This is a genomic window from Chengkuizengella sediminis (genome assembly GCF_010078385.1).
Taxonomy (GTDB): domain Bacteria; phylum Bacillota; class Bacilli; order Paenibacillales; family KCTC-33759; genus Chengkuizengella; species Chengkuizengella sediminis.
In genome coordinates this window covers 1-23934 of the sequence record NZ_SIJC01000013.1, presented here as the reverse complement: position 1 = coordinate 23934, position 23934 = coordinate 1, and the positions used below count along the sequence as shown (strand labels likewise).

General features: G+C 33.2%; 28 protein-coding genes and 1 other annotated feature. Of the genes, 9 read left to right on the top strand and 19 right to left on the bottom strand.

Translation table 11 applies throughout. The features are described 5' to 3' along the window. The first annotated feature begins 50 nt into the window (after nt 1–50). Nucleotides 51–1040 carry a metal-dependent hydrolase gene (locus EPK97_RS18610; RefSeq protein ID WP_162038137.1) on the top strand — a complete coding sequence of 330 codons (990 nt, stop codon included), beginning with the start codon at nt 51–53 and terminating at the stop codon, nt 1038–1040. 81 nt (nt 1041–1121) lie between these two features. Here EPK97_RS18610 and EPK97_RS18605 read toward each other — a convergent pair whose 3' ends face one another. After that, nucleotides 1122–1340: an alpha/beta-type small acid-soluble spore protein gene (locus EPK97_RS18605; protein ID WP_162038136.1), complete on the bottom strand. Its 219-nt coding sequence runs from the start codon at nt 1338–1340 to the stop codon at nt 1122–1124. Nucleotides 1341–1457: 117 nt separating this feature from the next. Here EPK97_RS18605 and EPK97_RS18600 point away from each other — a divergent pair, with 117 nt between their 5' ends. Beyond that, entirely contained in the window at nt 1458–1637 is a 180-nt protein-coding gene (locus EPK97_RS18600) for a DUF5325 family protein (protein WP_162038135.1), read from the top strand. A 6-nt stretch (nt 1638–1643) separates the two neighbouring features. Here the strand turns inward: EPK97_RS18600 and trpS are convergent, their stop codons facing one another. The 3 genes from trpS to EPK97_RS18585 all read right to left on the bottom strand — a co-directional run bounded on the left by trpS (nt 1644) and on the right by EPK97_RS18585 (nt 4058). Continuing rightward, the gene (gene trpS / locus EPK97_RS18595; protein ID WP_162038134.1) at nt 1644–2630 is read right to left on the bottom strand and encodes a tryptophan--tRNA ligase; all 987 of its coding nucleotides are present in this window, start codon (nt 2628–2630) and stop codon (nt 1644–1646) included. A 152-nt stretch (nt 2631–2782) separates the two neighbouring features. Then, nucleotides 2783–3013 (bottom strand) — a binding site (T-box leader). Between the two features lie 57 nt (nt 3014–3070). Beyond that, the gene (locus EPK97_RS18590) at nt 3071–3550 is read right to left on the bottom strand and encodes a hypothetical protein (protein WP_162038133.1); all 480 of its coding nucleotides are present in this window, start codon (nt 3548–3550) and stop codon (nt 3071–3073) included. 127 nt (nt 3551–3677) lie between these two features. Next, a complete protein-coding gene (locus tag EPK97_RS18585; protein WP_162038132.1) occupies nt 3678–4058 on the bottom strand; it encodes an O-methyltransferase in 381 nt (126 codons plus the stop codon). 397 nt (nt 4059–4455) lie between these two features. On the opposite strand from EPK97_RS18585, the gene EPK97_RS18580 reads away from it, so the two are divergent. Then, complete coding sequence (locus EPK97_RS18580; RefSeq protein ID WP_162038131.1) at nt 4456–5715, top strand: methyl-accepting chemotaxis protein; 1260 nt, start codon at nt 4456–4458, stop codon at nt 5713–5715. 81 nt (nt 5716–5796) lie between these two features. Here the strand turns inward: EPK97_RS18580 and EPK97_RS18575 are convergent, their stop codons facing one another. Continuing rightward, entirely contained in the window at nt 5797–6894 is a 1098-nt protein-coding gene (locus EPK97_RS18575; RefSeq protein WP_162038130.1) for an SDR family oxidoreductase, read from the bottom strand. Between the two features lie 207 nt (nt 6895–7101). Here EPK97_RS18575 and EPK97_RS18570 point away from each other — a divergent pair, with 207 nt between their 5' ends. Next, entirely contained in the window at nt 7102–7254 is a 153-nt protein-coding gene (locus EPK97_RS18570; RefSeq protein WP_162038129.1) for a YycC family protein, read from the top strand. Between the two features lie 70 nt (nt 7255–7324). Here the strand turns inward: EPK97_RS18570 and EPK97_RS18565 are convergent, their stop codons facing one another. Beyond that, nucleotides 7325–7696: a globin domain-containing protein gene (locus EPK97_RS18565; RefSeq protein ID WP_162038128.1), complete on the bottom strand. Its 372-nt coding sequence runs from the start codon at nt 7694–7696 to the stop codon at nt 7325–7327. A 211-nt stretch (nt 7697–7907) separates the two neighbouring features. Between EPK97_RS18565 and ylbJ the strand changes: the two genes are divergently transcribed. Further along, the gene (ylbJ, locus tag EPK97_RS18560; protein ID WP_170295573.1) at nt 7908–9137 is read left to right on the top strand and encodes a sporulation integral membrane protein YlbJ; all 1230 of its coding nucleotides are present in this window, start codon (nt 7908–7910) and stop codon (nt 9135–9137) included. A gap of 66 nt (nt 9138–9203) precedes the next feature. Then, complete coding sequence (locus EPK97_RS18555; protein ID WP_162038127.1) at nt 9204–10010, top strand: NAD kinase; 807 nt, start codon at nt 9204–9206, stop codon at nt 10008–10010. Between the two features lie 116 nt (nt 10011–10126). Here EPK97_RS18555 and EPK97_RS18550 read toward each other — a convergent pair whose 3' ends face one another. Both EPK97_RS18550 and lipA read right to left on the bottom strand, forming a co-directional pair. Further along, a complete protein-coding gene (locus EPK97_RS18550) occupies nt 10127–10408 on the bottom strand; it encodes a YutD family protein (protein ID WP_162038126.1) in 282 nt (93 codons plus the stop codon). 86 nt (nt 10409–10494) lie between these two features. After that, entirely contained in the window at nt 10495–11391 is an 897-nt protein-coding gene (gene lipA / locus EPK97_RS18545; protein WP_162038125.1) for a lipoyl synthase, read from the bottom strand. A gap of 246 nt (nt 11392–11637) precedes the next feature. Here lipA and EPK97_RS18540 point away from each other — a divergent pair, with 246 nt between their 5' ends. Continuing rightward, nucleotides 11638–12609 carry a M23 family metallopeptidase gene (locus EPK97_RS18540; RefSeq protein WP_162038190.1) on the top strand — a complete coding sequence of 324 codons (972 nt, stop codon included), beginning with the start codon at nt 11638–11640 and terminating at the stop codon, nt 12607–12609. Between the two features lie 30 nt (nt 12610–12639). Here EPK97_RS18540 and yunB read toward each other — a convergent pair whose 3' ends face one another. The 3 genes from yunB to EPK97_RS18525 all read right to left on the bottom strand — a co-directional run bounded on the left by yunB (nt 12640) and on the right by EPK97_RS18525 (nt 15172). Beyond that, nucleotides 12640–13392 (bottom strand): sporulation protein YunB, encoded by a 753-nt coding sequence (yunB, locus tag EPK97_RS18535; RefSeq protein ID WP_162038124.1) that lies wholly within the window; start codon nt 13390–13392, stop codon nt 12640–12642. Nucleotides 13393–13719: 327 nt separating this feature from the next. Then, nucleotides 13720–14505, bottom strand: a complete 786-nt coding sequence (locus EPK97_RS18530; RefSeq protein ID WP_162038123.1) for a TrmH family RNA methyltransferase — start codon at nt 14503–14505, stop codon at nt 13720–13722. 7 nt (nt 14506–14512) lie between these two features. Beyond that, the gene (locus EPK97_RS18525) at nt 14513–15172 is read right to left on the bottom strand and encodes a potassium channel family protein (RefSeq protein WP_162038122.1); all 660 of its coding nucleotides are present in this window, start codon (nt 15170–15172) and stop codon (nt 14513–14515) included. Nucleotides 15173–15267: 95 nt separating this feature from the next. On the opposite strand from EPK97_RS18525, the gene sspI reads away from it, so the two are divergent. Then, nucleotides 15268–15471 carry a small acid-soluble spore protein SspI gene (gene sspI / locus EPK97_RS18520; protein ID WP_338075736.1) on the top strand — a complete coding sequence of 68 codons (204 nt, stop codon included), beginning with the start codon at nt 15268–15270 and terminating at the stop codon, nt 15469–15471. A 100-nt stretch (nt 15472–15571) separates the two neighbouring features. On the opposite strand, the gene EPK97_RS18515 is transcribed toward sspI, so the two are convergent. Genes EPK97_RS18515 through zwf form a run of 3 tightly spaced genes read right to left on the bottom strand, consistent with a single transcriptional unit; the run spans nt 15572 to nt 19387 of the window. After that, the gene (locus EPK97_RS18515) at nt 15572–17158 is read right to left on the bottom strand and encodes a peptide chain release factor 3 (RefSeq protein ID WP_162038121.1); all 1587 of its coding nucleotides are present in this window, start codon (nt 17156–17158) and stop codon (nt 15572–15574) included. A gap of 43 nt (nt 17159–17201) precedes the next feature. Then, nucleotides 17202–17825 (bottom strand): cyclase family protein, encoded by a 624-nt coding sequence (locus tag EPK97_RS18510; protein ID WP_162038120.1) that lies wholly within the window; start codon nt 17823–17825, stop codon nt 17202–17204. Nucleotides 17826–17836: 11 nt separating this feature from the next. After that, nucleotides 17837–19387, bottom strand: a complete 1551-nt coding sequence (zwf, locus tag EPK97_RS18505) for a glucose-6-phosphate dehydrogenase (RefSeq protein WP_162038119.1) — start codon at nt 19385–19387, stop codon at nt 17837–17839. Nucleotides 19388–19634: 247 nt separating this feature from the next. On the opposite strand from zwf, the gene EPK97_RS18500 reads away from it, so the two are divergent. Then, nucleotides 19635–19976, top strand: a complete 342-nt coding sequence (locus EPK97_RS18500; protein ID WP_162038118.1) for a hypothetical protein — start codon at nt 19635–19637, stop codon at nt 19974–19976. A gap of 105 nt (nt 19977–20081) precedes the next feature. Here EPK97_RS18500 and EPK97_RS18495 read toward each other — a convergent pair whose 3' ends face one another. From EPK97_RS18495 to EPK97_RS18475, 5 genes are all read right to left on the bottom strand, one after another. After that, on the bottom strand, nt 20082–20726 hold the full coding sequence (locus EPK97_RS18495) for a response regulator transcription factor (RefSeq protein WP_162038117.1): 645 nt from the start codon (nt 20724–20726) through the stop codon (nt 20082–20084). Next, complete coding sequence (locus tag EPK97_RS18490; protein WP_162038116.1) at nt 20710–21780, bottom strand: sensor histidine kinase; 1071 nt, start codon at nt 21778–21780, stop codon at nt 20710–20712. Before EPK97_RS18490 ends, EPK97_RS18495 begins: the two co-directional genes overlap by 17 nt. Nucleotides 21781–21892: 112 nt before the next feature. Next, on the bottom strand, nt 21893–22543 hold the full coding sequence (gene liaF / locus EPK97_RS18485; RefSeq protein ID WP_162038115.1) for a cell wall-active antibiotics response protein LiaF: 651 nt from the start codon (nt 22541–22543) through the stop codon (nt 21893–21895). Nucleotides 22544–22709: 166 nt separating this feature from the next. Next, nucleotides 22710–23381, bottom strand: a complete 672-nt coding sequence (locus EPK97_RS18480) for a PspA/IM30 family protein (protein WP_162038114.1) — start codon at nt 23379–23381, stop codon at nt 22710–22712. Then, nucleotides 23381–23770, bottom strand: a complete 390-nt coding sequence (locus EPK97_RS18475; RefSeq protein WP_162038113.1) for a PspC domain-containing protein — start codon at nt 23768–23770, stop codon at nt 23381–23383. Before EPK97_RS18475 ends, EPK97_RS18480 begins: the two co-directional genes overlap by 1 nt. Between the last annotated feature and the right edge of the window lie 164 nt (nt 23771–23934).

The following is a 23934-nucleotide window of genomic DNA, read 5'->3' as shown; positions in this document are numbered from 1 at the left end:
AGATAAAGAATAAAGATGAAGATATTTTGCTTATACAGGAGGGAGCCATATTGGATTCTGGTACTCATTTTGTAGTAGGTTTAGGATTAGCTGGTTTAGCAACGATTGATCCTGCTGTTTCAAATGATCCTAATTTATTTATAGCTGTATTAGTTGGAACTGTATTAGGTTCACAAGCCCCAGATGCTGATGGGTTATATAGATTCAAAAGTAATGGTGCTTATATAAAAAATCACAGAGGGTTGTCTCATTCATTACCTGCTCTCTTCATTTGGACTTTTTTGATCACGGGGCTTATTTTTCTCATTTTTCAGCCCACTCCCATTCTTCATGTATTGTTATGGGTTTTCATAGCGGTATGTGTACATGTTTTTTCAGATTTATTTAATACTTATGGGACACAAGCATTAAGACCTATCTCGGATAAATGGATTTCTTGGAATATTATCCATATTTTTGATCCCATTATATTTTTCTCTCATGTCATTGCCCTAATCCTTTGGGTATTCCATATCGGTGAATCTACATTTTTATTTCCAATATTATATGGCTTTTTAATTGTATATTATATTTGGCGAACCGCAGTACATTATTTTTTGCAAAAAAACCTTTATAAAAAAGACAAACACTATCAAAAAGATGAATCTTACATGCTCATTCCAACTATTCATCTATCTGAATGGAACATCGTTAAAAAAAACAAAAATAATGTTCACATTCTAGGCGAGTTAAAAAGTAATGGAAATATACAATGGATAGATAAAGTACAATGTGAAACACATCCCGCCATTGAAATTTCAAAAAAGAATTCTGATATCGCTTCTTTTTTGTATTTCAGTTCTCAGTACGCATGTTCAGACATTATACAACACGCTTGGGGATTTGAAGTTCGATGGTTTGATGTACGTTATCGACATCGAAAACAATATCCATTTGTGGGTGTTTTACTAATGAAAAAAGATTATACCCCAATTAGGTCATATGTAGGATGGTTAAATGAAGATAAGTTAAACAAACGTCTTGGATTGCATGAAATGTGAATATACCCAAAATACAAAGTGTAAAACATAAAAAGCCCAAGGGATTTAATCCCTTGAGCTTTTGTTACTTTTATTTTACTATTAAGGTTGTCTACCTGCTAATGTTTGCTCGGCAATTTGTACTAAGTGACGTGTCATGTATCCACCAATTGTACCTGTATCACGAGTAGCCATGTTACCATAGTAACCGTCTTGAGGAATCTGAATACCTAACTCCTGTGCTACTTCAAATTTTAATTGATTTAATGCTGCAGTAGATTGAGGTACTACTAGTTGATTACTGCTACGAGATCTTGACATTGATGAGCACTCCTTTCAAATCTATGTTGTTTTTACAAGCTGCTTGTATCACTATTATGTTAACATTTGAAAAAAACTATTCATATTATTTTCATATCATGAAAGGTGAGTCATATTATGAGTAAAAAAACCGCCCTACTTTTTTCTATTATTGGTGTACTGTTCTTGGTTTTAACAGGTGTCGCATTAAGTTATCAACAATCTCTATTGGCATTACTTTTTTTATTTTTATCATTTTTAACCGTCGGAATGGGTTTTAAGGTAAAAGCAAAAATTAGAAAAAAGAATAATCATTGATAGTCATTAATTTGGTAAAACAAAACCCATTTTTTTCTTTATTTCCCTTAAAGTTTCGTTAGCTACATCAGTAGCCTGTTCGGCACCTTGTTTTAAATACTTACTTAATTCACCTGAGGAGCGAATCTCTTTATAACGTTGTTGGATAGGCTCAAAAGTAGCTACAACATGTTCTGCTAAATCCTTTTTAAATGGACCATATCCTTTTCCTTCGTATTCCTTTTCGATTTCTTTTATACTTAAGTTAGAGCAATAGGAGTAAACCGTCATTAAATTACTAATTTCAGGTTTATTTACTGGATCAAATAAAACATCTCTCCCAGAATCCGTTGTTGCCCTTTTGATTTTTTTACGTAACACATCGGGTTCATCTAACATCGCAATATAACTATTTGAATTAGGATTACTTTTACTCATTTTAATTGAGCCATCATCTAAAGACATGATTCTCGCACCAACTTCAGGAATATATGGTTCTGGAATCTTCAAGTACTCACCAAAACGTTGATTAAAACGATTTGCTAAATCTCTTGTTAGTTCAAGATGTTGCTTTTGATCATCTCCTACAGGTACGAGATCAGCATTATAAAGTAATATATCAGCAGCCATCAGACCAGGATATGTGAACAAACCTACTCCTATTGAATCTTGCTTTCCAGCCTTATCTTTAAATTGAGTCATTCTTTCAAATTCCCCCATATAAGATAATGTTGTCATGATCCAACCTAATTCAGCATGTGCAGGAACATGAGACTGAACGAATACACTAGACTTATCAGGATCTACACCTGAAGCAAAATATAATGCAGCTACAGCTTCAGTTTGTTCTTTTAAATCTTCTGGTTTTTGAGGCACAGTAATCGCGTGTAAGTCTACAATAGAAAAAAAACATTCATGTGTATTCTGTAACTTAACATAATTTTGTAAAGCACCAATATAATTTCCGATTGTTAATTTCCCACTTGACTGTATACCAGATAATACTCGTTTCATTTTTTAACCTCCTAATATTTATAATTCTGAACATAAAACTACCCACAAAAGTGAGGCTCATTTTCCCAGTTCATGGATAATTACCACAAGGATGTGGTAGTTTATTTGATGAAAAGTTACACATTTCTTTACGTCAAAAAAAGCCTTTCGTCGAAAGGGACGAAAGACCGTGGTGCCACCCTAATTTATTTCTTTAAACTAAAAAATTCTAAAGAAAACTTAATTTCCGATAACGGGGAATTCCGTGCAGTCTACTAAAAAAAAATTTGTTCAACATTAAGCTCAAGGACCCATTTCAGAAAACATGTTGTACCGACTCTCAGCATATATCGGCTCTCTGATAAACAACGATGTATTCTTACTCTTCCTCTCATCGCATCGTATGATTTAATTTCATTATTATACACAACATTTCTTAAATGTCAATTATCAAAGGTCAATTATTTTTTCAAACGTTTCATCAAATCCTCTATCACTGGTATGGTGTCTTTAAAATAAGGAGAATACGCTAGGTCCTTAATAAATGCTAAAAACTGATCTCCAATTTTATAAACAATCTTTTGATATTCTAGTAAATCAACAAAATATTCGTCCATTTCCTTATGTATATCACCTTCAGATTCTTCCACTTCAATGAGTTGAATACTCTTGTCATCCCTGTGTCTCACTACAAATGAAAATCCTCTGCAATCAGGATCACCACATCCGCATACAAAAAAAGGAGTTTTCTCCCACTCCGTTGCTGAAGCAAATCGGTCTGGAAAGGTATCCTCCAATGTACTTAAAAGCAATGCAGGTAAACCCACATCTATACATAACGGCTCATCAATAATAATATCATCGTTTATTTCTAAAAATACATCAGCTTGAACAATTTGCAGCTCTTTATTCAAAGACAAATGATCATAAGTTAGCTTCATTTTTTTATACACCCTTTCAAGTAAGCCACGTATCAACAATAGTATACCAATCACTGAGAAATGGAAATAACCGTTTGTACCCCATTATGAATACAGAACGGTTATTTTACATCATATTCGTTAACTTTTATAATATCTTTTGCTGAGGTTTGTTCATCAAATTCGCCATGTTGTAGTTAGATTCGAATTGAAAACTCGTTGCTAAGTTTTTGTTTTTCAAAGCAAATTCAAAGGAAATCTGCCCATGAGTCCAATGATTTTTATACTTCAAGGATTGAATTGCCATCTTTTTAAAGGAAAATATTTGCTGAGTCGTTAAACCATGAATGTTTCCAAGAGATCCTCGATCATTTCCTTCTATTGGGTCATGAATAACGCCAAATTTACCAACAGTATTATTTCGAATCTGTAAAAATACAACTCCCGAGGTTAAATTTCCTAACTCAACTTGAATTTCATCAAATACCAAATCAAGCTGCCTCGCTAGTGACAACTGCTCAATATACATAAGTTATTCTCCTTTTTCATTATTTTATTGGCATTGTTAAATAAACACTGTTAAGAGTGTTCTTAAAAAAACACTGTGCTTTCTTTTAGGAATTAAAACTAAGACTATTCAAGTGGTGATCTAGATAAGACGGAAGAAAAAAATACAGAAGTTTCATAATCAGGGGAAATGAGACTAGGATATGATTCACCAATAAATTAAAATATAAATTCTAAACTTGAAAATTACATATTTATACATATAATAATATATTAATATAAAAATGTAAATATTATTCTATTAACTCTTTCAGATTCGTCACATTTTTTCAAATTCTGACAACTTCATAGACTTTTTTCAAAATAGAATGATATAATAATATCAGAAAATTTTAACAACTACCTAAGGAGTCGATGATATGAGCTGGTTTTATGAGCTATCTGTTAAAAATAAACTATTAATCGGAGTATACTCCATTTTAGCTATATTTTCATTCGTTTCAATCTTTTTTTCTGAGAACAAATTGTTCGTTTCCTTCATTATTGTGTTTTTATTAGCTGTAATTTACCCTATACTTTTAAAATTAGAGAAAGTGATTAATGAATCTATAGACAATGTTTCCAAAGCAGCTACAAAAATAGCTCAAGGTGACCTACAACAAAAAATATATATTTCATCAGATGATGCAATTGGTGAACTTGCTAACGCATTTAACAAGATGTCAGAAAGAATGAATAATACATTACATGACACGCTTAATATTTCCAAGTTAGTATCAGACTCAAGTAGAAATATATATTTAAAAAACAAAGCACTAAGTGATGTACTAGATCAAGTAAACTTATCTACTAACGAATTAGCTACTGGAGCGAATGAAATTTCTGAGGACGTGTCCAACATTTCAACATCTATCCAAAATATAGAAAGTAAAGTAAGCGCATATACTGTATCAACAAATGAAATGAATAAACATTCCCAAAACACGATACAATTAGTAGACAAAGGACGAAATGCAGTAGAAAGTCAAAGCGCTGGTATGAAAGATACTGTAGAAGCAACAAACCATGTAGCGTCTACTATAAACGAACTAGCTAAACAAGCAGATGGCATATCTAAGATAACGAAAACGATCTCAGAAATTGCAGAACAAACAAACCTCCTATCTTTAAATGCATCTATTGAGGCAGCAAGAGCAGGCGAACATGGTAAAGGTTTTGCTGTAGTTGCACAAGAAGTAAGAAATTTAGCTGAGGAATCAACTGAGTCAACTAAGGAAGTTTTTAATCTTGTTAAAAATATAGACTACGGCATTAAGCAAGCGATAGAGAATATAGAAAAAAATGAAGAGACTGTTAAAAATCAAACGTTAATGATTCAAGAAACGGAAAAGGTTTTTAGTGAAATTGTACATAGCATACAGTTTATTACTGATCGAATTTATGAATTTTCAAAAGAAAGTGAACTTATGCTTCTTAGCGCTAAAAAAATATCTGAATCCATGGAAAATATATCTGCAATTACACAACAATCTGCTGCAGGTACAGAACAGGTCTCAGCATCAATGAACGAACAAATATCATCCGTTCAAGAAATGGTTGGTGTATCAGAGCAAATGACTCATAAAGCATCACAACTCCAACAATCCATTGAATTTTTCAAATTAAGAACAAATACATAAAGAAAACTTACTGGCAAACCTCAAAGGGAGAGACAAAAAAAATCACCTGAAATATCAGGTGATTTTTTAAACTAAAATTAATTATCGAATAACTAATTGTTTCTTTTGATCATGTTTATGTGTTTTATAATAAGTGACCATCGGTTCTAATATTTCCATGAAATCAGGACAACTAATTCCTGAACCTTTCAAATCCTCCACAGCATTTTGACAATCAAACCTTGCTTCATACTTGAAATAATCCAATGCTTCTTTTTCAACACCCAAAAACTTTCGAATAAACTTGATTTTTAAAAAGAAATCTGTAGTCATGATTGGAATTCTTCCAATAGGTTTTTTTTGTAACAATTCTTTCATCATAGCAGAATATACTTCTTTAACTTTATATGGAGAAGGATCTGTTAAATGATAAGTTTTTCCTTCTCCAATATCAGCATGACCTAAATAACAAGAGGCAGCTATTATATAGTCTACTGGTACAAGGTTGATCTCTACTTCCCCTCGTCCGATGTATGGGAGAATCGGAAGGAATCGAAGGCGATCCATAAAGTTTAATATAAAATAAGGTCCATCAAATTTAATGGTTTCACCCGAAAAGGAATGACCCTTCACAATACCAGGACGTATTATCGTAGTAGGTACATCGTTTACTATTTTTTTGACTAGTGTTTCTGCTTCATATTTTGTCTCTTCATAGTAGTTTTGAAAAGTTTGGTTTTTCTCCAGATCAGACTCTAATATTTTACCCTTACGATCCCCAGCTACGTATGCAGTACTAAAGTATATGTATCGTTTTAAATTTTCTAACTGTTTAACAAATTGGTTTACATTATCCGTACCTTTTACATTCACAAGATAAGCGATATCTTTAGGAACAGCTAAATCATAAATTGCAGCCAGGTGAAATACATGTGTTACTTCCCTTTGAAGGACTTGAAGACGATCATCTGATATACTAAGATTATTTTTTGTAATATCTCCTTCTAATATCGTAAAACGATCCTTTTCAAAACCTCCATCATTCATTAATCTAGCAGCTTCTATCTCGGCTTCTCTATACATAGTTGGTAAAACCAGCACATAAATATGATCTACGTCCTCTTGGTCCTTTAGAAGCTGTTGGATAATTTGACTAGCAATAAAACCTGGAAATCCAGTAAAAAAATACTTGTTACCCATCAGATCACCCCTTATATAATTTAACCATTCTCACTTATGGAAAACCAAGCCATATATAATTGTCAAAAAAGTCAGAATGTTTTCTAATACCATTTTATCATGCCTTTTTGATCTTTCAAGATCATTTAAAAATGTTATAATATATACACCTACAAAAGTGAAGAAAATAGGTGAACATATAGATTCATATTAAAGGAGAGATTAAGAGTGAGACCATTACAAATATCACCAGAAACTGCTCAGGCATTAGCCAAAAAATTAAATGTACCTATAGAGCACTTAATGCATATGCCTCAACATATATTAATGCAAAAATTAGCCGAATTAGCTAAACAGGATAAGGATGAATCAAACGAATAAAACTCTCCCATTGGCTAGCCTCTCAATGGCACAATATAGAAGAGTAACATAAAAATTAAAAATAGGTTTCTTAACTATTAATAAAATGATAAGCGGGACCAGATAATCGCTCTAACAATATCGTTTGTAGCTGCTGATCTAGTTCTATCTTAGAAAGTGCTTTTTTCATACAACTTAACCATGCATCTGCACGCTCTCTTGTAATTTCAAATGGTAAATGTCGAGCTCTCATCATGGGATGGCCGTATTGCTCTGAATATAGAGGGGGTCCTCCAAAAAATTGTGTTAGAAATAAAAACTGCTTTTCCATGACAGGCATAATATCTTCGGGAAATAATTCACCGATGACGGGATTTTCTTGTACAATTGGATAAAAAGTATCTACGATTTTTCGAACTGTTGATTCTCCACCAATGATTTCATATATTGATTTTTCTTCCATAAAATAACCCTCCAATACTCTAGGTTGTTCTGCCTTAATATGTAACAGACGAACGAACTTTATTTATTTATTATATCATAATCCAACCTCTCTCCCAGTTCTCGGAATGAATCTGTTTATATTTTCATACTATGATATAGAAGACAAGCTTGCTAAAAACAGGACTTTTTGAACAGGATCCTTAAGGGCAAATTCATTAGGAGGCCTCTTTATGCTCCCTATAAAAAGATACATAGTATACATCATTCCGTTAATTAGTTTAACCTTCATATTACTCATTATAGTTTATCCAACGATCAGTTTTAACGCTGCTATAAGAGGGATCACTATTTGGTGGGATGTATTGTTTCCAGCACTGTTTCCTTTTCTAGTTGTTTCAGAAATACTGTTAGGTATCGGTATTGTACATTTTTTCGGCACTCTTTTAGATCCAATTATGCGTCCATTATTTCGAGTACCAGGAATAGGCGGTTTTGTCATGACAATGGGATTTGCATCGGGTTACCCTGTTGGGGCTAGATTAACCTCTAAGTTATGGGAGCAAAAGTTAATCAATCAAGTAGAAGGTGAAAGATTAGTTGCTTTCACATCAACTTCTGATCCCATTTTTTTAATTGGGGCTGTTTCTGTTGGTTTTTTTCATGATGTAAACTTGGCTCTTATTTTAGCTATTTCACATTACGGAGCAGGAATAATAGTTGGTTTACTCATGAGATTTCATGGAAAAAACACAACGAATACCATATTTCAAATTAAAACTGAGCAAAGAGGGTTTATTTTATTTCGTGCTTTTCAATCGATGCATAAAGCTCGCTTAGAAGATGGTAGAACTCTTGGCATAATTATATCTGAAGCAGTTGAAGCTTCCATTAAATTAATTTTTGTTATCGGTGGACTCGTCGTTTTTTTCTCCGTTATATTAGAAATTTTAACGAAGATTAATTTCTTGGATCTATTTTATTTTATATTTCAATATTTTCTTCCTTTATTAGGTCTTCCCATTGAACTCAGTCAAGTGATTATTAACGGAACCTTTGAGGTTACTTTAGGTGCAAAATCAGCAGGTGAGGCAAATACCAGTTTGATTGCCAAAACTGCAGCAGCCGCTTTTGTTGTCTCTTGGAGTGGACTGTCCGTCCATGCTCAAATCGCCAGCATATTGCATTTTACAAATTTAAGATACACACCCTTTTTCATTGCCAGATTACTTCATGGATTGATTGCTGCTGGACTCGTTTATTTAATATGGGATCCAATTCAATCCTATCAATCTTCATTTTCATTTATCCTTCCTGCTGTAAGTGAAGTAAAGACAAAATCTGAATATATTTCTTCATTTCTCTCCTTTTCTCTTTGGAGTATATCGTTTTTATTTGTTTGTATTTTTTTATTGTACTTTATATATCTCCTATTTAAAGTTCTTTTTCATCCTAAAAAGTGAGCATTGTTTTATATATGATTTTTGTATATGATGTATACAGCAAATGATTTGTAGGAGGTTACACTTTTGAAATATTTCGTCTTGGACCGTGGAGATGAAACTTCTTTAAAATTATCTGACAAATTTCATAAATTAGCAAAACAACACAATATGATTCTTGATGAATTTTCACCTGACATTGTGATCTCAATTGGTGGAGACGGAACCATGTTATATGCATTTCATAAGTTTGTACAACAACTTGAAACCATTTCATTCGTTGGGATTCACACTGGACATCTTGGATTTTATGCAGATTGGAAACCAGATGAAATCGAACATCTATTAGAAATCATGGCTAAAAAAGCGAATTCTGATGACGTTATCGTAGAGTATCCTATTGTACAAATAGAAATAAAAACCGTAAATGATACAAGAATTTATTATGCGCTAAATGAAATTACGATAAAAGGAATCCATGCCACATTGGTTGCTCAACTCGATATTAATGATGATAAATTTGAAATGTTTAGAGGAGATGGAATTTGTATATCTACTCCATCGGGCAGTACAGCTTATAACAAAGGTTTGGGTGGGGGAATTATTCATCCTTCATTAGCAGCGATTCAAATTGCTGAAATGGCCTCTATAAATAATCGTGTGTTCAGAACTTTAGGTTCACCCATTATTTTACCAAAACATCATCATTGTGATATTTATCCAAAAGCAAATCAAAAAATATTACTGTCGGTAGATCATTTACAGTTTGAACATAAAGATATCATTTCTATTCGCAGTAGTGTTTCTCATAAAAAGGTTCGGTTTGCAAGATATCGTACTTTTCCATTTTGGAATCGAGTCAAAGAAGCTTTTGTGGGTAACGACTTAAATTAATTCTTTCTATCCTATACAATGAAAAAAGAAGAGCCGAAAAAATCCTTAAGGGAATTTTTTCGGCTCTTGTTGGCATTACAAGTAACACATCTTATTTTGTGTTCATAAATTTAATATCAATTTGTTTTTTTTACTTTTTTTAATACAAAATATGCACAACCAAAATTACAATATTCATAAATATAATCCTCAAAGCTATTAATGGAAGATTCCTTAGTTGCTTTTGTATGACCGTGATTAAAAAATCCTTTTAATCGAAGCTGGTTATATCCCCAGTCTCCAACAATAAAATCATATCGGTCCAACACTTCACTATATCTAGAGCGAAATGCTTCTTGATTCCAACCATTTTTATGATCTTTAATAAGTTCAAATGACTTTCCTGTAAATTGGATCATCTTTCTAATTATCCTCCTATATTCAATCGTCTAAGAGGTTCTTTAAAAAAATCCCCTTTGAACAAGCAATTTATGAAAGATTTTTTCTATCTAGCATTTAACGTTTCATTCGCTGCTTCCTTTTGCTCGCGTGCATGATATGAACTTCGAACTAAAGGTCCTGCTTCAACATGGCTAAATCCTCGTTTCATGCCTTCTTCTTTCAATAAAGAAAACTCCTCTGGTGTATAGAACTTTTCCACAGAAAGGTGTTTTTTAGTAGGTTGTAAATACTGACCAATCGTTAATATGTTACAATCCACTTCTCTTAAATCATCCATCGTTTGCAGAATTTCATCCCATTCTTCTCCTACTCCAATCATAATACTGGACTTAGTAGGGATTTTACTTTTGTATGATTTAGAGCGCTGTAAGAGCTCAAGAGACCGTTTATATTTTGCTTTTGATCGAACTCGGTCAGAACATCTTTCCACCGTTTCAATATTATGATTTAACACTTCTGGGTTAGCATCTAATACTTTATATAAAGCTTCTTGATTTCCCATAAAATCGGGTATTAAAACTTCTACATCACATAATGGAAGACGTTTTTTTACAGATTTGATGGTTTCTGCAAAAATCATAGCTCCTCCATCTGCTAAATCATCACGAGCTACTGAAGTAATAACACAATGTTTTAAGCCCATTTCTTCTGCTGCCTCTCCAACTCTTTCAGGCTCCTGAAGATCTAATTCATTTGGAAGTCCAGAATTTACTGCACAGAATCGACAAGCTCGTGTACAGATGTCACCTAGAATCATAAAGGTAGCCGTTCTATTCACCCAGCATTCATGAATATTAGGACATCTTGCTTCTTCACACACCGTATGTAATGTTTTTGTCCGCATCGTTTTTTTTAGTTCTTTATATTCTTGAAGTTCATCGCCAGAAGGCAACTTTATTTTTAACCAATCTGGTTTTCTCTGTGGTGTTTGTATTGCCATATTTATCTCTACCCCTTCCTGGGTTCTTAAGAATCTTTATGTATATGTATTATAACAATGGATTAAAAAACATGCCACCTTTGTAAAAATTGGATTGGATAATACAAAATACCATCGAGCACTCTATAAAACAATGAGATTATAGACCAAATGATTGAACATCTGAAACTACATAGATGGAAAATTTTTGTAGGGGGGATCATATTGAGAATACATTTCCTATATTACTTTCGTATATTCATTCTTATGATCTTAATTGTTTCTTTTATTAATTCAACAACGTTTGCAAAAACAGAAGAACTTAGTTTAAAACAAATTTATGAAAAACGACAGCAATTGATTGAAGAAATGAGTGCAGTGACAGAAATCCCTTGGTTCTATTTAGCTGCTATTGATCAATATGAAAGATCATTAAGTATAGCGAGTCCAAAAAAAAGACCCATTAGAGAAGGGCTTATAAGTATTAATTTTGAAAAATCAGATTGGGTAGGAAATTTAAACCCTGATGAACAAGATTCTAACTTAACATCCATTTTGTTTTTTAACGGTAGAGGAAGAGACGGTTCAGGAGATGGACTTGCAGATTGGAACAATGACCAGGATGTTTTATATACGATGTCACAACACATCTTAAAATATGGTTTATCAAAAGACGATTTTCGCATTGCTTTATGGGAGTATTATCAAAATTCAAGAAGTGTGAAAAGAATTGAACAGTTTGCAAAAATTTATGAAAAGTACGGTACATTAGATTTATACAAACATGCCTTTCCTGTACCCCTTCGTTCAGATCATTCATATCGCAGTACTTGGGGGGCAGGAAGAAGTTTTGGTGGATTCCGAATTCATGAAGGAACCGATATCTTTGCTCATCATGGTTTACCTGTACGAAGTACTTGTTATGGGATTATTGAAGTCTTGGGTTGGAATCGATATGGTGGTTGGCGAATAGGAATACGGGATCTTAATAACGTATACCACTATTATGCTCATTTATCAGGATACCAAAAAGAAATAAAACAAGGAGACATTGTAGAGCCAGGTCAAGTGTTAGGATGGGTAGGAAGCTCAGGTTATGGTAAACCAGGAACACAGGGGAAGTTCCCTCCACATCTTCATTATGGATTATACCGCGATAATGGATATAGTGAATGGTCTTTTGACCCGTATCCATATTTAAGAAAATGGGAACGAGAGGAGCGAAGAAACCGAAAATAAATGCTTCTTCACTCCTATTTGAATTCTTTATTAATTTTCAGTATTATCCTCTCCGTCTGTTGAATTAAATTGTGGAATAGATATAGGTGGTATTGGATTCATTCCATTTAATGAATCCATGGGTTTGCCATTGGAATCAAAATAATATGCTGGTACATCTCCCACAACCAATAAATAAGTAATTGGAACTTCTGTCTCCACAATTTCAGCTTCTGTATCAAAAGGGATAATAATCGTTACCTCTGCAATGATGTGTATGTAAACTTCAACAAGAATCATATTGATGCCAGCATCTTGTTTTCTTGTCGTCAGATCAATCAATACTGAACCCGCAGGTACAAATTTTATCGGTATTTCTGGACCAAAGGAAGCAATAATTGCACTATCCAAAGCTTGACCTAACGGAATGGACTCAGGCATTCTTTGTAAATCATCTAATGTTTTTTGAACGATATTCCTAGTTTCTGCAGCAATTCGCATATGTTCAGTATAATTTAGCATAAAACCAGTAATTTTCCCTGTATGGTCGTATTTCCATTCAATTAATTTTTCTAAATTTGTCCCCTTAGATATTTGTTCAGTAAGTGAGGCATTAATCGATTGAGTAGCGATTTGTTTAATTCTAACTTTTGCAACATTCATCAAAGGGGGTCTTAAATTTTTCTCAATAAAAATAAAACTTTGTACAGTAATTAAAGTAAAGATAATTAGCACTAAGAAAAACACTTTCTTTTTGCTGCTTTTTTTTACTGAACGACTTCTCCATCTTCTTTTTCTTCTCATGTAATGCCCCCTAGCTAAACCTTAGTAATTGCTGCTTAAACAACTATTCAGGAATATCTAAGCTAGCAAGAAATCCCATCCTATTAAATAAATTTATGCTCTAGATGTACAAAATAAACCTTAAAAAGACGAGAGCTTCTTTTTCAAACACAAAAAAAAGAAAAGCATATATATATTAATGCTTTTCTTTAGACCTTATCTTAAATTTTGATTACTCTTTTGAGTGACTTTTCAAAACAGGATGTTTTGATGCATTGTTATCCACATGGATGTGGATGATTTTAGATGTAATCCTTATGTTTGTGTTTTGATGCATCGTTATCCACCTTAATTATTTCTATAATTTCTTTGTCTTAAAGTCTCATACAACATTATGGTGGTCGCCATAGCAACATTTAGAGATTCTGCAGTACCTTCAATCGGAATTTTAATTTGTTTACTTACATATTGATCTAATTCTTGAGAAACTCCGTTCCCCTCATTTCCTACAATAAACCAACTTGCTTTAGTTAAATCCGTTTCATAGAAGTTTGATTCTGCTTGTAAACTTGTGTTTAATATTTGAATTGAACGATTTTGTGCTTTTTGAAGCATATCATCCAAATCACTTTGTATAATAGGGAAATGAAAAATAGATCCCATTGTTGAACGAACTGTTTTAGGATGATATAAATCGACACACCCCTTGCCTAATACAACCCCAGTTGCTCCTACTGCATCAGCACTTCGAATAATCGTTCCTAAATTACCAGGATCTTGTATAGCATCGCAAGCAACAACCAGAGCAGAACCTTCAAATAAAAGTGTATCATTCCAATTTCTTTTATGTACGATTGCAAAAATACCTTGTGGTGTTTTTGTATCGGAACATTTATTTATGATATCGTTACTAACACTTATCCATTTTTGTTCTTCATAATCTAATAATTCAGAGGGAACTCCCTTTTCATATGAATACACAACATGTTCTACTTTTACATTAGCACTATTTATCGCTTCTTTAACTAAATGAATTCCTTCTACAATATACTTACTTTGTTGATCCCTGCCTTTTTTAGTTAAAAGTCTAACCCATTCTTTTACATGACTGTTTGTTAACGAGGTGATTTTCATGCCTCACTTACTCCCTAAATGACATTTCAAAATTTTGTAAATGTTCATTGTCTCCTACAACAACAAGAATATCATTTTCCTTTATTAAATCCTCGGCATGCGGAGCAATGTTCATTTTATCAGCGCTTTTGATGGCAATAACGTTACAACCAAACTTAGCTCTAATATGTAACTCACTTAAATTTTTCCCAATCATTCTAGATGCTGCTTTGATTTCCACAATGCTATAATCTGCAGAAAGTTCAATATAGTCTATAATATTGGGGGATATTAAGTGATGTGCAACTCGAACACCCATATCTCTTTCGGGGAAAATAACTTTATCAGCACCAATTTTTTGAACAACTTTACCATGCAGATCGTTTTGTGCCTTTACGATTAAAGTATTAACTCCCAAATCCTTTAATATGAGGGTTGTTAGAATACTCGCTTGTATATCTTGTCCAATAGCAACAACAACGACATCAAAATTTCTAATTCCAATCGCTTTTAAGGCTTCATCATCCGTTGTGTCCGCTTGGACTGCATGGGTAACTTCATTAATAATTTCTTGAATACGACTTTCATTGGAATCAATGGCTAATACTTCAAAACCCATATGATATAACGTTTTTGCAACACTTGATCCAAAGCGGCCTATTCCAATAACTGCAAACTGTTTTTTCAAAAAAGTCCCTCCTTTGAGGTTAAAACAAAATTGATATTAAACGTAATGATTGAGCAAAATAAACTATACAACACGATGTGGAGGTTTTTAAACTGATGATGGACTTAAGACAAGCCATTTTCCAAAAGCTTCAAAACAAAAATGAATCTGAATTACATGAGATCATTACTGATTCCATTCATAATGATGAAAGAGCATTACCAGGACTAGGTGTAATTTTTGAATTGATCTGGGAAAAATCAGATGAACAAACACAAAGTCAATTAATTTCTACCTTGGAAAGTCATTTACCTCAATAATAAAATTGTAGTAAAAGGGTTGTCTTCAAAATCTACGTTTATTTACTGACAATCCCTTTTTTTCTGCAGAATTTTTTGTATAACCTTATACCTTTGAAGATTACTGCAGTGGGTTCTCAAGAAATTGAACGTTCTCATTCTTTTCCATAGACGTTCTCATCGCGTATTCATTTTCAAACAAAGCTACATGATTTCCTTTTTTATCTAATACTAATTGTGAATTGATTCTAAATTTACTTGGTTCGATTTGATCTGCTTGAATCCATCTTGATAATTGATAACTTAATCGATGGAGTTCAATGTCTACACCGTATTCTACTTTCATACGGTATTCAAATACCTCAAATTGAAGTTGTCCTACAACACCTAATATTTTCTCATCTCCAGCGATGGATTGAAAATATTGAACAGTCCCTTCATCTGTTAACTGTTCTATCCCCTTTTGAAATTGTTTATTTTTCAAAGCATTTTTCACAATGACTTTGGCAAATAATTCAGGTGGAAATGTTGGTAGTTCATCAAACTCTAAATTTGCTTTCACACTTAATGAATCACCTATTTTGAATATCCCAGGATCAAATAATCCAATGATATCACCTGCATAAGCCTGCTCAACAATATCTCTGTCTTGCGCCATAAACTGCTGCGGTTGTGCTAATTTAATATTTTTACCTGTTCGAATATGTTTTACACTCATTCCACGATCAAATTCTCCAGAACAAATGCGTAAGAAAGCAATACGATCACGATGTGCGGGATTCATGTTCGCTTGTATTTTAAATACAAAACCCGAAAAGTTTTTATCACTTGGACTAATTTCACCTTGACTACTTGTTCTTGGTACTGGACTTGGGGCTAACTTTAAAAAGTTATCTAAAAAAGTTTGAACACCAAAATTATTAATCGCACTACCAAAGAAAACAGGTGTTAATTCACCTTGTTTTACTTTCTCGTAATCAAAAGGATCTCCTGCAACATCTAACAGTTGTAAATCTTCATTTAAACTCTCAAATAAATAATCTGTCGTAATATTTTTTATAATCTCATCATCATAACCACTAACATCTTGAACTTTTATTTCATCATGATTATCCCCTTGGAATAATTCAACTCTTGTGGTATGACGATCATATACTCCACACAATTGTTTACCAGATCCTATTGGCCAATTCATTGGGAACGAACGAATTCCAAGTACATTTTCAATTTCCTCTAATAAATCAAATGGATTCTGACCTTCTCGGTCCATTTTATTAATAAATGTAAAGATTGGGATACCTCTCTTACGACAAACCTCAAACAGCTTCATCGTTTGTGCTTCCACACCTTTTGCTGAATCAATTAACATCACAGCACTATCCGCCGCAGTTAGGGTTCGATAAGTATCCTCACTAAAATCTTGGTGACCTGGTGTATCCAATATATTCACTTTATGTCCTTCATACTCGAATTGCATAACACTTGAAGTAACAGATATTCCTCTTTGCTTCTCTATTTCCATCCAATCTGATGTGGCATGTTTAGATGCTTTTCTTCCCTTTACAGTACCAGCGAGACGAATTGCTCCCCCAAATAAAAGAAGTTTCTCCGTTAATGTTGTTTTCCCAGCATCTGGATGGGAAATGATCGCAAATGTTCGTCTTTTATTTACTTCCTGATCAAATGTTTCTTTTGAAGTCTGATTCATTTATAAATCCTTTCTAATTTTCAATTCAATGAAATTGATGTTTTTATTGACCCAATAATAACGCACGTGCAGGAGCAGCATCAATACCTTCTAATTTTAAAGGAGCGATAACCATAAAATATGTTCCTGATGGCACATCTTTTAGACGAAGACCTTCAACTATAATAATTTTATTTTCAAATAATATTTTATGTGTTTCATGATCAGGTTGGGCACGTTCAATACCTAATCCATCTGTACCGATCCCCTTCACATTGATTTCTTTTAAATAAGCTGCACCATCTTCATTTAAATAAATAAAGTTGAAATCAAATTGTTCTGATAATGAATTTTTTGTTTTGAATAAGATCCATTCCCCTTCTTGAATCGCAAAAGGTTCTAAATCACTTTTTCCAATTTGCCCCTCTACATGTGTTAAATCTAACACACGTGCCGTAGATACTAAATTTTCTAATGGGATGGATTCAATCGTTTCTCCCCCCTCAATCATATGTAACGGAGCATCTAGATGTGTTCCAGTGTGTACGTTTAAACTTAAAATCGATTCAAAAGCAGACGAATTGGAAAAATCAGATGCTGTTTCAATTTTTGGTTTTTTTTCCTCTTTATTTTTATACACTTGCATATCTTCGTGTATTGTCATAGAAATGTCATATATTTTAAACATAGAAACTCCTCCTATTTTTCACTCTTAACCTGAACCCATGTGACCTCAGCTTCTTCTTGACCATGAACTGGCCACCACTTAAAACCTTTTTTCTCTAAAAGATCTTTCATTCCTTTTGGTCCCCATGTTCCCGCTTCATAATACTGCAGATCGCTTCCATCTGATGATGACCAAGATTCTGAAATAGAATCAATGTATTTCCATGCAGAAGCTACTTCATCCCAACGAGTAAAATAAGTTGAATCTCCACGAATCGCATCAAACACTAATCTTTCATAGGCTTCAGGTGTATTTAATCCCACTTCACAGCTTTGGCAGAAATCCATAGCTACTGGTATAATCATGGATTCTCCACCTGGTTTTTTAGCATTAAATTTAATATAAATACCTTCCTGTGGATTGACACGGAATACTAACAAGTTTGGTTCTAGTGTGTTCGTTTTAGCGAAGTACACGTTTTCTGGAATATTTTTAAATTCCACAACAACTTCTGTCGCTTTAGCTGGCAATCTTTTACCTGTGCGCACATAAAAAGGAACACCTGCCCAACGAAAATTATCAACGTACAATTCTGCTGCAAAAAAAGTTTCTGTATTTGAGGTTTTAGAAACTGAATCTTCATCTCGATAAGCTTTCACTGTTTTATTATTCAAAGTACCTTCAATATACTGAGCTCTTACGACACTTTCCTTTACTTCTTGCTCATCTTTATAAGATCGAATTGAACGTAATACTTTCACTTTTTCATCTCTTATATCTTCCGATTCCATTCTGCTTGGTGGTTCCATAGCCATCATTGCTACCATTTGCAGCATATGATTTTGTGCCATATCTCTTAATGCACCTGAATTCTCATAATACCCACCACGATCACCTACACCGACCGTTTCACTTAATGTAATCTGAATATTTGCTATGTACTTATTGTTCCATAATGGTTCAAAAAACGCATTTGCGAAACGAATAACTTCTATGTTTTGAATCATTTCCTTCCCAAGGTAATGATCGATTCGATATATTTCTTCCTCTTCAAACACTTCTCTTATTTGTGTATTTAAGTCCTCAGCAGATTTCAAGTCATACCCAAATGGTTTTTCAATAACCACTCGATGCCATCCAGTACTTTGCAGAAGTCTACCCTCACGTAAGTGATTAGCGACCTGACCAAATAGTTGAGGGGCAAGCGCTAAATAAAATAATCGATTACCTTCGATATTGAATCTTTGCTCTAAAGATTCTGTTAGTTGATTTAACTCATAAAAAGCGTTTTTGTCATTAGTGTTTAGCGACATATATTCAAAGTGATTTACAAAGCTTTGCCAGTTATCATCCTTCGATATATCATATCGAGCAAACTCCTGAATTGAATGATATACATCATTTTGAAACTCTTCCTTGGAACGATGTCTTCTGGCTAGTCCAATCACTGCAAATCTTTCAGACAGTTTACCTTCTCTAAATAAACTATAAATAGCTGGATACAGTTTACGTTTGGCCAAATCTCCTGTAGCTCCAAAAATAAAAAAAGTAACTCCTGATTGACTGTTTAAATTATTATTCATCTCATCATCATTTCTTTCATCCGTATTTTTCTATCTACCTTTTAGAAGTGTAGCATAATCAAATTATATGATTCAATATCCCTTGCATGAAATAACCTGCAAAATTGGAGATAAGCTTTGTCCCAATAGTTATAATTTCTTATCATTTTTAAAAAATGGGCTTATCTCACCTAGTTATTCGTCTATTCCAAAAGTTCAACTTTTGAATATGTTAAATATATGGATATTTGTAGGAGGTGAAAAGCCTATGTTTCCTATAAAACTGGATGAGGAGAACATAAGCAAACATATAGGAAATCCATTATTAGTCCTAACTAATGATGGAAAAGAACATTTTGGAATTCTGAGTCGGATCGATAGTAGGCGTAGACTATATTTTAATGATTTTAATCATACCAGTACTTCAAAATTAAAGAAGAAAAGTAGCAGAAAACAAAAAAGAAACAAAAAAAAGAAAGCCATGACTTTCCATGAAGGAATCGGCTTTTATCCTAATGAAGTTGGTTTTACATCAGAATTAGACTTCGGCACAAAATATAAAGTTGAACTTTCGGATATTAATTTATTGTTTGATACAAGTTTCTTTTAAATTAGTATAACATATATCGGTTAGTTCAATCTTTGAACAAAAGCTCTCAACAAAGCCTTCATCCCACTTTTATTATAAAGTGGGTTTTTTTTGTATATTGTATTTTTACTCAGCTAAACCATGTTTAAAAGCGTAAATTGCGGCTTGAGTTCTATCTTCAACTCCAAGTTTTGCTAATATATTCGTCACGTGAAATTTAACTGTCTTTACACCGATAAAAAGTTCATCCGCCACATCTTGATTTGACTTCCCTTTTGCTATCAGTCTTAACACTTCCATCTCACGTTCAGTTAATTCTTCATGCGGTTCTTTTTCTTGTTGTGTTTGTCTAAATCGATTCATAATTTTTGAAGCAACTTGTGATTCGAGAATAGGATGACCATTCATCGCTGAACGAATGGCCTGAGCGATTTCAGTTGCACGAGATGTTTTTAATAAATAACTAAACGCTCCCGCTTCTATTACAGGATAAACCTTTTCATCATCTAAATAACTGGTAAGTACAATCACTTTACATTTGGGTTTAAGTTTTAATATTTTTTTTGTTGTTTCTATTCCATCCATTTCTTCCATCACCAAATCCATTAAAACAACATCAGGATCATAGTCCTGCGCAAGCCTGATCCCTTCCTCCCCGTTACTTGCCTCACCTATGATCTCAATGTCTTCCTCAGTACTTAAAACAGCTGAGAGACCAATACGAACCATTTCATGGTCATCTACAATTAAAACCTTAATTGGAATAGGCATCTTGCCTCCCCCTTTCTCCGTTCACAACAGGAATACGTATTTCAATTCTTGTTCCTTTTCCAGGTGCGGTAATAAACTGAATAGACCCACCTATTTCATTTATTCGTTCTTTCATGGAGACAATACCATAAGATGCATGTTTTTGAACATTCATATCAAAACCTACACCATTATCTTTTATCATTAAACGAACTATACTCCCATTGTAAGAACATTTAATTTCCATCTCAGATGCTTTAGAATGTCGTAATGTATTAGATAATGCTTCTTGAATGATTCGAAAAATATGATCCTCTACTCCTTTAGTTAATTGAAGGTTGTCATCCATATCTAACGTAATATGTATGGGAACCTTGGAGTTCAACTCATGTAACAACTCATGCAATCCTTGAGATAGTCTTTTTCCTTCTAAATGAACAGGACGTAAATGTAACAATAGTGCCCTCATTTCAGATTGGGCTACAGATGCCATCTCTTCAATGAGTGATACTTGCCTTTTTGCTTTCTCAAAATCTATATTTAAAGTCCTGCCTACAGCTGTTGCTGTCATAGAAATAGCAAATAACTGTTGACTGACTGCATCATGTAATTCTCGAGCTAACCGTTGACGTTCCTCCGTTACAGCAGAAAAACGAGCTTTTTCTGCAAGCTGTGCATTGTTTGTTGATAATCTTTGCAGTGAGGTGATTTGATCCTCCCACTTTGTTCTAATATCACTTAATTGATCTGCTAATCTACCGATTTCGTCCTCACCTAATGAAGGGATATCTTTTGGTAAATTTCCTTTCTCTAACAAAAGCATAGAATCATGTAAACGATCTAACCTTTTTTTAATTTTATTGCTTTGTAAAAAACCAAATAGCGCGCCGATGATAAGTACAATAACAAAGAGAGTGAGACTATGCTGAACCATGATCCATGGTTCTAAACGTTTTAAGTATCCGTTGGTTTCTAAAAAATATATAATAATGAAAAAAATCAGTATAGAAGCCGTAATGGATTCCCCCATGTTTCTCCATATCATATTTGTTAGCTTTTTTTTATTACGCCGCATAGTAACTCCCCTCCTTCAAAAAACGATACGAAAATGATATGAAACAAATTTGTTCAATACAATGAAATACGTAATTTCCTTATTAAAGTTTCAGTTCACTTTTGTGGGTATCTTAAATTATTCTTATATCGATATCTCCTATAAGATAAGATATGACAAAATGAATTTTCACATCAGAAGAAGCATAATTTGGAGAAGTCCATATATATTTATTCATGATCCCTGCTTCTTTTTCCCAGTTCAACCCTATTTCCCCTATAATAACAGTTGATTCTATCGTAACACCAATATGCTCAGGGACAATAATATCAATGTCACCCACGATGCCTTGCAAAATAATTTTTGTTTCTTTTTCCTCTATAAGTGCATTTGATACGTCCATTTGGATTTCTCCTACAATGGAACGAATCATCATATTTTTCAAAGTCCATTGATTCTTTTTCCACTTTATGCTTTGTACAATATTTTGTTTTTGCATAAATGGTTCATCAAATTTCTGTTTATCTGATCTCATATAAAAATATCCAAAGGCAATTAATACTAAACCAACAACAAACATGACATGATTACTGATCAGTATAATAATTCCAATAACGATCAAAAGATAACCTTTATTTTTTTCTCCAATGCGAACTCTATTTGCACCAAACCATATCAAAATTAGGGCAGCAACAGTTAAAAAACCAATTAAATTACCAAACAATAAATATAGTCCAGCAAATATCAAAACTAAAGCAGTATTACGATTACTCCGCTCCTTCATATTGTCGCTCCCCTTTCCTTGAGTATGATTACAATCACAAATGTAAAACAATTCTAAACTATAAGCCATGAAAAGCCATAGCGGCAATAACAAACCGTATGGCTTAATCCTTTAATAGCATAACATAATTGTACAAATTTTGGATATATGTTTTGATCTAAATGGTTTATTTTGATTTTGTAGCTTTATCTTTTAAGGCTTTAAATTCTGCGTCTAACTTTTCTTTATTTGCAGGATTTATATTTGTAAGATTAGATTTTGTAAATTCTTTGCTGCTAAAAACTTGTGATTCTATTTCCTTCTGTACTATTTTCTCTTCAACTCTTCTAAATCCAGATGAGGCGTTACCACGATCAATTTGTTGATTATTTGATAACTGAGCCATTTGCTTTTTTGTATCTGCAATCTGAGATCTTGAAGCTAACTCATTACGCTTGTTGCGCATTTTGTAAAATTCTTCTTTCATTTCGTGAAGCTGATCTTTTAATTCTTCTGCTTGCGATTTTGAAACTAAATGCATTTGAGTAAGCTCTTCAGCTTTTTGATCTAGTTGTATTTTTTGTTCAAGTATTTCCTTGGCTTCATCATCTTGCCCATTTTTCATAACCTCTGTAGCTTTTAGTTCCTTACTTTTACTAGAGGCCACCATTTCATCTAACCTCTGTTTTAACATACGTTCATTTGCAAGCTGTTTAGCTACTGTCACTTCAGCATTTGCAATTTCTTCTTCCATATCTCTTAAGTATTGATTTAACATTACAATTGGATCCTCAATTTTATCAAGTACCTCGTGTAAAGATGCTTTTGTCATATCTGATATTCTTTTAAAAACGCCCATTATTTTTGTTCCCCTTTCTCATATTTAGCTAATTTTGATTTTAAATTTTCTATTTCTTGCTGCATTGCTTTTTTTTCAACATCTTTCATCATGTCATCTATTTTAGAACCACTGTCATAAGTGGTTGTTGGTTGAGCTTGAGATTTTTGTTGAACATTTGAATGATCATAAGCTGTATGTTGATTTTGAAATGAAGGTTGTAATACAGGTTCCTTCGAGATGACTAAACTGATTAGAAAATAAAGCAATATGACTGTGCCACCCGTAAAAACAGCTGTAATGATTAATATGATTCTCAATAAATTTGCATCTACATTTAAATACTCAGCTAAACCACCGCATAAACCTGTTAGTTTTTTATCCGTTTGTGATCTATATAAGTTTGCCATCGCAAATTCACCTCCTTTGCTCTAATTTTTTCTTTAATGCTTCAAATTGATTTTCTACTTCAGATTGTAATTTAGATCCAAATGTTGATCCTGTATTGGAGTCAATGGATCTGACCTCTCTTAAAGCATTTGTTTGTAATTCTAATTCAGAAAACTTTCGATCT